This window comes from Mycobacterium sp. TH-M82 (assembly GCF_057473605.1).
Genome location: NZ_JBYCKY010000655.1, coordinates 1 through 8953 on the forward strand (window position 1 = coordinate 1; position 8953 = coordinate 8953).

Consider the following 8953-nt stretch of genomic DNA (forward strand, 5'->3'; position numbering starts at 1 on the left):
CACGAAGGCGGGTTACGCCGCGATGCGCGACAACGTCGGCCTCGGATCGTCGAACAAGAAGCTGTCGGATCTCTTGATGCGCCAGGACGAGACGTTCGTGAGGGAGCTGGTGGACGCCTACGTCAACGGAGATGGCAACGTCACGCGGCGCGGCGGTGCGCTGTGGAAGCGGGTGCACACCACATCGCGGGTGTGGGCCTTCCAGTTGCAGTCGGTCCTGGCGCGCCTCGGCCACTACGCTACGGTCGAACTGTGCCGGCCTGGTGGCCCCGCAGTGATCCAGGGCCGCGACGTCGCCCGCAAGGATCTGTACCAGGTCCAGTGGACCGAGGGCGGCCATGGACCGAAGCAGGCTCGCGACTGCGGCGACTACTTCGCTGTGCCGATCAAGAAGCGGACGGTGCGTGAGGCACACGAGCCGGTATACAACCTCGACGTCGAGGAGCCCGACAGCTACCTCGCATATGGCTTTGCCGTGCACAACTGCACCGCTCCCGTCTATTCGTCGGATTCGCTGCACTCGGCGGTGGTTGAGATCGTCGTGAAACCGCATGCGCGGGTTCGGTACACCACGATCCAAAACTGGTCGACAAACGTCTACAACCTGGTCACCAAGCGGGCCCGCGCCGAGGAAGGCGCCACCATGGAGTGGGTCGACGGCAACATCGGATCCAAGGTCACCATGAAATATCCGGCGGTGTGGATGACCGGCGAACACGCCAGCGGAGAGGTGCTGTCGGTGGCGTTCGCCGGCGAGAACCAGCACCAGGACACCGGCGCCAAGATGCTGCATCTGGCACCCAACACGTCGAGCAACATCATCTCCAAGTCGGTGGCGCGCGGCGGCGGCCGGTCCTCCTACCGCGGCCTGGTGGAGATCCACAAGGGCGCGCACGGATCGCGCGCCAGCGTCAAATGCGACGCGCTGCTGGTCGATGACGTCAGCCGCAGTGACACCTACCCCTACGTCGACATCCGAGAGGACGACGTCACCATGGGCCACGAGGCCACCGTGTCGAAGGTCAGCGAGAACCAGCTGTTCTATCTGATGAGCCGCGGGTTGCCCGAGGACGAGGCGATGGCCATGGTGGTGCGCGGCTTCGTCGAGCCGATTGCCAAGGAACTGCCGATGGAATACGCCCTGGAGCTCAACAAGCTGATCCAGCTGCAGATGGAAGGCGCGGTGGGCTAGTGGCGCCCGCTACTACCGGGACCAACCTCACCGAGGCGGCCGAGGGGACAGTCATCAACAAGGCAACAGCGTTCACGTCGTTCGACGTGAACGCCTTCGAGGTGCCGCAGGGCCGCGACGAGGCCTGGCGGTTCACGCCGTTGCGCCGGCTGCGCGGCCTGCACGACGGTTCCGCGCCCGCCACCGGGACCGCCGGGATCGAGGTCCGGGAAATCCCTGGCGTGCATGCCGAGACCGTCCGGCGCGGCGACGAACGCCTCGGGTCGGCGGGTGTGCCAGCGGATCGTATTGCCGCCCAGGCGTTCTCCTCGTTCGACTCGGCGACCGTGGTCAGCATCGACAGCGGTGCCGCCCCGGAGGCACCGATCGAGATCACCGTCACCGGGCCCGGTGACGGCGCCACGGCCTACGGGCACCTGCAGCTGCGGGCTGGGGAGCTGTCCCGGGCGGTCGCCGTCATCGATCTGCGGGGCAGTGGAACATATGCGGACAACGTCGAATTCGTCGTCGGCGATGGCGCAAACCTGACTGTCGTCTGGATCGCGGACCCCGCGGCCGACATGGTTCACGTCACCATGCACCACATGGCGCTGGGCAAGGATGCGGTGCTGCATCACGCCGCGGTCCAGCTCGGCGGTGAGCTGATTCGGCTGACCGGACGGGTCCGATTCGACGGCCCGGGCGGCGATGCCGAGTTGCTCGGCTTGTATTTCGCCGATGACGGCCAGCATCTGGAATCGCGGCTGCTGATCGACCACGGCAAGCCCAGCTGCCGCTCCAACGTGCTCTACAAGGGTGCGCTGCAAGGCGATCCGGATTCATCAAGGCCCGACGCGCGCACGGTGTGGGTCGGCGACGTGCTGATCCGCGCGGACGCGACAGGCACGGACACCTTCGAGGTCAACCGCAACCTGGTGCTGACCGACGGCGCCCGGGCCGATTCGATGCCCAACCTCGAGATCGAAACCGGTGAGATCATCCATGCCGGCCACGCCAGTGCCACCGGACGCTTCGACGACCTGCAGCTGTTCTACCTGCAAGCCCGCGGTATCCCGGAGGATCAGGCCCGCCGACTGATCGTGCGCGGATTCTTCGGCGAGATCATCGCCAAGATCAACGTACCGGCTGTGCGGGACCGTCTCACCGAAGCCGTCGAGCACGAGCTCGCATTAACCGAAAACCTGCAAGCCGAAATCCTGCGGACGACCTAAGGACACCAATCAGCAATGACCACACTTGAAATCAAGGATCTGCACGTCGGCGTGGCGCCGAGCGGCAGCGCGCCCGGCGACGGGGAAACCGAGATCCCCATCCTGCACGGCGTCGACCTGACGGTGAACTCCGGCGAGACGCACGCGCTGATGGGGCCCAACGGATCGGGCAAGTCCACCCTTTCGTACGCGATCGCGGGGCACCCCAAGTACGTTGTGACGTCCGGGTTGATCACCCTGGACGGTCAGGACGTGCTCGCGATGACCGTTGATGAGCGTGCGCGGGCGGGCCTCTTCTTGGCTATGCAGTATCCGGTCGAGGTGCCCGGGGTGTCGATGTCGAACTTCCTGCGCAGCGCGGCCACCGCGGTGCGCGGCGAGGCACCGAAGCTGCGGCAGTGGGTCAAGGAACAGCGGGCGGCATTCAGCGCGCTCGGCATCGATCCCACGTTCGCTGACCGCAGCGTCAACGAAGGCTTCTCCGGCGGCGAGAAGAAACGCCACGAGATCCTGCAGCTCTCCGTGCTCAAGCCGAAGATCGCTATCCTCGACGAGACCGATTCCGGGCTGGACGTCGACGCGCTGCGGGTGGTCAGCGAAGGGGTGAACCGCTACGTCGAAGCCGAGCACCCGGGCATCCTTTTGATCACGCACTACACCCGGATTCTGCGCTACATCCAGCCGCAGTTCGTGCACGTCTTCGCCGGTGGCAAGGTGGTGGAATCGGCCGGGCCGGAACTCGCCGACGAGCTGGAGAAGAACGGTTACGAACGCTTCTCGCAGGTGGCAGTGACGGGTTTGGCGACATGACGCTTTCGGTCAGGAGCCCGGCTGATCTGGCAGCGATACGGGCTGATTTCCCCATCTTGAGTCGCGTGATGCGTGGCGGAAAGCCGTTGGCCTACCTGGATTCCGGAGCTAGCTCACAACGCCCTGTCCAGGTACTCGACGCCGAGCGGGAGTTCGTGGCCACGTCCTACGGGGCGGTGCATCGCGGTGCGCACCAGTTGATGGAGGAAGCCACCGACGCCTACGAAGCGAGCCGGGCCGCCATCGCCGGATTCGTCGGCGCCGACGCAGACGAGCTGGTGTTCACCAAGAACGCCACCGAGGCGCTGAACCTGGTGTCGTATGTGCTCGGCGACAACCGCTTTGAGCGTGCGGTGGGTCCTGGCGACGTCATCATCGCCACTGAGCTGGAACACCACGCGAACCTGGTCCCCTGGCAGGAGCTGGCCCGCCGCACCGGTGCGACGCTGCGCTGGTATTCCGTCGTCGACTCCGGGCCGGACGCCGGGCGGATCGACCTTGACTCGCTGAGCCTGGACGACCGGGTGAAAGTTGTTGCTTTCACCCACCACTCGAATGTCACCGGTGCGTTGACCCCGGTCACCGAACTGGTGTTCCGAGCCAGGGCGGTGGGTGCGCTGACTGTGCTGGACGCCTGCCAGTCGGTGCCGCACCAGCCGGTCGACCTGCACGCGCTGGGTGTCGATTTCGCCGGGTTCTCCGGCCATAAGATGCTGGGCCCGACCGGGGTCGGCGTACTCTACGGCCGCCGCGAACTGTTGTCGGCACTGCCGCCGTTTCTCACCGGTGGATCGATGATCGAGACGGTGACGATGGCGGAAAGCACCTACGCGCCGCCGCCGCAGCGCTTCGAGGCCGGCACCCCGATGACCTCTCAGGTGGTGGGGCTGGCGGCGGCCGCGCGCTATCTCGACGCGATCGGGATGGACACCGTGGAATCGCACGAACGCGACCTGGTTGCCGCCGCCCTCGACGGCCTGTCCGGCGTCGACGGGGTGCGTATCGTCGGGCCGGCGTCGATGACGGACCGCGGGTCGCCGGTGTCGTTCGTCGTCGACGGCGTGCACGCCCACGACGTCGGCCAGGTGCTCGACGACGATGGTGTCGCGGTGCGGGTCGGTCATCACTGCGCGATGCCGCTGCACCGCCGGTTCGGCGTGGCGGCGACGGCGCGGGCGTCATTCGCGGTGTACAACACCTTCGACGAGGTCGACCGCCTGGTTGCCGGGGTGCGCCGGGCCGTGAACTTCTTCGCTGGAGCGTGAGTCGTGCGGCTTGAGCAGTTCTACCAGGAAGTGATCCTCGACCACTACAAGCACCCGCAGCACCGTGGGCTGCGGGAGCCGTTCGGTGCGCAGGTCCACCACGTGAACCCGACCTGCGGCGACGAGCTCACCCTGCGGGTGGCGCTGTCGCAGGACGGCTACGGGCAGTTGAGCATCGCCGACGTCTCCTACGACGGGCAGGGCTGTTCGATCAGCCAGGCGGCAACCTCGGTGCTCACCACCCAGGTGATCGGCCAGCCGGTGGCCCAGGCTCTGCAGATAGTCGACGCCTTCCACGAGATGGTGTCCTCACGCGGCACGGTGGAAGGCGATGAGCAGGTGCTCGGCGACGGCGTCGCCTTCGCCGGAGTGGCCAAATACCCGGCGCGGGTGAAATGTGCGCTGCTGGGCTGGATGGCGTTCAAGGATGCTCTAGCGCAGGTTATCGCGGCCCGACCCGAGCTGGCCCAGGCCACATCAGAAGGGCACACGCTGGAATCAGCCAGTGTGACAATCGAGGTACCGGTCCGATCCGGTGCCGGATCACCTACGGAGATGGATGGATGAGTGACAGCACCACAGCGCATGATGAGCTGCTCGCCGAGGTCGAAGAGGCGATGCATGACGTCATCGACCCGGAAATCGGCATCAACGTGATGGACCTGGGGCTGGTCTACGACCTGGATGTCCGTCAGGGCGACGAGGGTCCGGTGGCCGTGATCACCATGACGCTGACCTCCCCGGCCTGCCCGCTTCAGGACATGATCCACGACCAGGTGCACAACGCGACGATCGGAGCCGGCCTGGTGACCGAGCTGGACCTGACCTGGGTCTGGGATCCGCCATGGGGCCCGGACAAGATCACCGACGACGGCCGCGAGATGATGCGCGCGGTCGGCTTCACCGTCTGAAGCGCTAGTCGGTCGACTGCGGGCACTTGCCGTCGGTGGCCGCCCAAACAGTGACTTTCGTCGCCTGCAGCACACCGCTGCTGTCCTTTGTTCCCCGCGCGGCGACGCACTTACCCTTGGTGATCGCGCCGGTGTTGGCCGCGACCCGCTTTTTGTAGCTGGTGGTGTCGGTGACGGTCACGGTGACCTTCGACGTGCTGCCGGTTGCGCTCTCGGGGGTGAGGGTGATGGTGTTACCGGTGACGGAGTCGACGACGCCTTGGACTGCCCGGTGCGGTGCCGGCGCCGCAGACGGTGTGGTGGAGCTGGACTCCTGCGGCTGTGGACACTTGCCGTCGACGGCGCTGCTGATCCGCACCCATTGCGCGGTGATCGCGCCGCTGCTGGCCGGGGCGCTCTGCGAGGTGGGGCCGGCCTTGATGCAGCTGCCGAGGGCGACGTCGCTCAGATGAGCCGGGAGGGCTTCCCTGATCTGGGTGGAACTCGCGTACTGCACCGCTGCGTTCCCGGTCGACTGGGTGACCTGGAGCGTGTTGCCCGACACCGATGCGATCAGGCCGATGACGTGATCACTCTGGGCGTATGCCGGCGCCGGCGAGGAGAGTGCGGCGACCGACAGTGCGGTGGCCCCGGTGACAGCGAGGAACGCAAGCCGGGGCGCGATAGCGAGGGCAGGCATCAATATTCTCCGATCGTGGACTTCGTGCGCCGGTGTGCACGACTGTGGTGGGCAAAGTGGGTAGTACCACCGTCTGCCGTGGAGTTATCAGCAGGCTTTTTTCACTCTGTGGGCCTGCTATGTATACCGGGTATACCGGCCGCGCTGCCGCCGGGTTGGCGCCGGGGAACAGCGCGGCCGGTTCCGGCGTTGGGCCAATCATGGCTACCCAGAATCTCACCTCAGCGCAGTTCAACGAAACCGTTGCCGGCAATGACATCGTGCTGGTCGACTTCTGGGCCTCGTGGTGCGGGCCGTGCCGGTCCTTCGCGCCCACGTTCGCGGCCTCGGCGGAGAAGCACCCCGACATCGTCTTCGCCAAGGTCGATACCGAGGCCGAACAGCAGCTGGCCGCGGCCGCCCAGATCCAGTCCATCCCCACCCTGATGGCGTTCAAGAAGGGCACGCTGGTGTTCAACCAGGCCGGGGCGCTGCCGCCGGCCGCGCTGGAAGACCTGGTCCAACAGGTCAGGGACTTGGACGTCGACGCCGCACTGGCTGCGCAGGCCCAGGCCCGAAAAGAGCCGCCCCAGCAGACCTGAGCCGGCGCACGCGATAGCGTGCAACACGTGACCGGCACAGCTGGATTTGTCCTTGTCGACCGTCCGCGTCCGCAGGTCGTCTTGATCACCCTCAACCGACCGGAGCGGATGAACTCGATGGCGTTCGACGTCATGGTGCCGCTCCACGATGTGCTGCGGCAGATCAGCTACGACAACTCGGTTCGGGTGGTGGTGCTGACCGGCGCCGGGCGCGGTTTCTCGTCCGGCGCCGACCACAAGTCGGCGGGCCCGGTGCCGCACGTGGCGGGATTGACCCGCCCCAGCTACGGACTGCGGTCGATGGAGCTGCTCGACGACGTGATCCTGGCGCTGCGCCGGATGCACCAGCCGGTGATCGCCGCGGTCAACGGTGCGGCCATCGGCGGCGGGCTCTGCCTGGCGCTGGCCGCCGACATCCGGGTCGCCGCCGCGGGTGCCTACTTCCGGGCGGCGGGCATCAACAACGGCTTGACCGCCAGCGAGCTGGGGCTGAGCTACCTGCTGCCCAGGGCGATCGGGGCTTCGCGGGCGTTTGAGATCATGCTCACCGGCCGCGATGTCGACGCCGGCGAGGCTGAGCGGATCGGGCTGGTCTCGCGCGTCGTGCCGCAGGACGAGCTGTTGCGCGCGTGCTTTGACATCGCCGAGCGGGTCGCCGCGTTCTCCCGGCCGGGAATCGAGTTGACCAAACGTACCCTCTGGAGCGGGCTGGAGGCCGGCAGTCTAGAAGTCCATATGCAGACCGAAGGACTCGGACAGCTCTACGTGCGGCTGCTGACCAGCAACTTCGAGGAGGCGGTCGCGGCGCGTGCGGAACGCCGGTCGCCGAGTTTCACCGACGACCAGTAGCGATCAGGGGTGGGTGTGATCTGCGCCTGCGACGATGCAGAGCGAAGCGATGAGGAGAAGGGGTGCGCGTGATCACCGCAACGGACCTGGAGGTCCGCGCCGGGGCGCGCACCCTGCTTGCCACGGCCGGGTCCGCGCTGCGGGTGCAGCCCGGCGACCGCATCGGACTGGTCGGGCGCAACGGCGCCGGCAAAACCACCACCCTGCGCATCCTGGCGGGCGAGGGGGAACCCTATGCCGGCACCGTGATCCGCAGTGGCGGGATCGGGTACCTCCCGCAGGACCCGAGGGAGGGAGACCTCGACGTCGTTGCTCGCGACCGGGTGCTCTCGGCGCGCGGGCTGGACACGCTGCTTGCGGATCTGGAGAAGCAGCAGGCGTTGATGGCCGAGGTCGCCGACGACGGAGCGCGCGACCGTGCGATCCGACGGTACGGCCAACTCGAGGAACGGTTCGCCACGCTGGGCGGATACGCCGCCGAAAGCGAAGCCAGTCGGATCTGCACCAGCCTCGGCCTGCCCGAGCGGGTGCTCACGCAACGGCTGCGCACCCTCTCCGGCGGGCAGCGCCGCCGGGTCGAGCTGGCCCGGATTCTCTTCGCGGCGGCGGAGGGCGGGGGAGTGGGTGGTTCGGGATCCGCGACGACGCTGCTACTCGACGAGCCGACCAACCACCTGGATGCGGATTCGGTGGGTTGGCTGCGCGAGTTCCTGCGGGCGCACACCGGCGGGCTGGTGCTGATCAGCCACAATGTCGGATTGCTGGCTGACGTCGTCAACCGGGTGTGGTTTTTGGACGCCGTGCGCGGCGAAGCCGACATCTACAACATGGGCTGGCAGCGTTACCTCGACGCGCGCGCCACCGACGAACAACGTCGTCGCCGCGAACGCTCCAATGCGGAACGCAAAGCCACCGCACTGCGCTCCCAGGCCGCCAAGCTGGGGGCCAAGGCCACCAAAGCCGTTGCGGCGCAGAACATGGTGCGCCGCGCCGAGAAGATGATGGCCGCGCTGGACGCCGAACGGGCGACCGAGAAAGTGGCCCGGATTAAGTTTCCGTCCCCGTCGGCGTGCGGCCGCACCCCGCTGACGGCCACCGGATTGACCAAGGCCTACGGATCGCTGGAGGTGTTCAGCGGCGTCGACCTGGCCATCGACCGCGGGTCGCGGGTGGCGGTGCTGGGCCTCAACGGCGCGGGCAAGACCACGCTGCTGCGACTTTTGGCCGGCGTTGAAAATCCGGACGCCGGCAGCGTGGCGCCGGGACACGGGTGCAAGATCGGCTACTTCGCCCAGGAACACGACACCCTCGACGGCGCCGCTACCGTCTGGCAGAACACCGTTCATGCCGCACCCGGTACCTCGGATCAGGATCTGCGCGGCCTGCTCGGCGCCTTCATGTTCCGCGGCGCGCAACTCGATCAGCCCGCCGCCACGCTGTCCGGCGGCGAGAAGA

General features: G+C 67.2%; 10 protein-coding genes. 9 read left to right on the top strand and 1 reads right to left on the bottom strand.

What is annotated here, in order from left to right; translation table 11 throughout:
• The 6 genes from sufB to AC2VON_RS19265 form a co-directional block, all read left to right on the top strand.
• Positions 1 to 1192, top strand: a 1192-nt coding sequence (gene sufB / locus AC2VON_RS19240) for a Fe-S cluster assembly protein SufB (protein WP_486954378.1), incomplete at its 5' end; no start/stop codon positions are given.
• On the top strand, positions 1192 to 2403 hold the full coding sequence (sufD, locus tag AC2VON_RS19245) for a Fe-S cluster assembly protein SufD (protein ID WP_486954379.1): 1212 nt from the start codon (positions 1192 to 1194) through the stop codon (positions 2401 to 2403). The genes sufB and sufD, both read left to right, overlap by 1 nt.
• Before the next feature lie 15 nt (positions 2404 to 2418).
• Entirely contained in the window at positions 2419 to 3213 is a 795-nt protein-coding gene (gene sufC, locus AC2VON_RS19250; protein ID WP_486954380.1) for a Fe-S cluster assembly ATPase SufC, read from the top strand.
• Positions 3210 to 4478, top strand: coding sequence for a cysteine desulfurase (locus AC2VON_RS19255; protein WP_486954381.1), 1269 nt, complete (start codon positions 3210 to 3212; stop codon positions 4476 to 4478). Before sufC ends, AC2VON_RS19255 begins: the two co-directional genes overlap by 4 nt.
• A 3-nt stretch (positions 4479 to 4481) precedes the next feature.
• Positions 4482 to 5045, top strand: a complete 564-nt coding sequence (sufU, locus tag AC2VON_RS19260; RefSeq protein WP_486954382.1) for a Fe-S cluster assembly sulfur transfer protein SufU — start codon at positions 4482 to 4484, stop codon at positions 5043 to 5045.
• Positions 5042 to 5389 carry a metal-sulfur cluster assembly factor gene (locus tag AC2VON_RS19265; protein WP_486954383.1) on the top strand — a complete coding sequence of 116 codons (348 nt, stop codon included), beginning with the start codon at positions 5042 to 5044 and terminating at the stop codon, positions 5387 to 5389. Before sufU ends, AC2VON_RS19265 begins: the two co-directional genes overlap by 4 nt.
• Before the next feature lie 4 nt (positions 5390 to 5393).
• Here AC2VON_RS19265 and AC2VON_RS19270 read toward each other — a convergent pair whose 3' ends face one another.
• Complete coding sequence (locus AC2VON_RS19270) at positions 5394 to 6068, bottom strand: DUF5666 domain-containing protein (RefSeq protein WP_486954384.1); 675 nt, start codon at positions 6066 to 6068, stop codon at positions 5394 to 5396.
• Between the two features lie 200 nt (positions 6069 to 6268).
• On the opposite strand from AC2VON_RS19270, the gene trxA reads away from it, so the two are divergent.
• From trxA to AC2VON_RS19285, 3 genes are all read left to right on the top strand, one after another.
• The gene (gene trxA, locus AC2VON_RS19275; protein WP_486954385.1) at positions 6269 to 6649 is read left to right on the top strand and encodes a thioredoxin; all 381 of its coding nucleotides are present in this window, start codon (positions 6269 to 6271) and stop codon (positions 6647 to 6649) included.
• An 18-nt stretch (positions 6650 to 6667) separates the two neighbouring features.
• The gene (locus AC2VON_RS19280) at positions 6668 to 7498 is read left to right on the top strand and encodes an enoyl-CoA hydratase (protein ID WP_486954386.1); all 831 of its coding nucleotides are present in this window, start codon (positions 6668 to 6670) and stop codon (positions 7496 to 7498) included.
• A gap of 68 nt (positions 7499 to 7566) precedes the next feature.
• On the top strand, positions 7567 to 8953 hold a 1387-nt coding region (locus AC2VON_RS19285), incomplete at its 3' end, for an ABC-F family ATP-binding cassette domain-containing protein (RefSeq protein WP_486954387.1).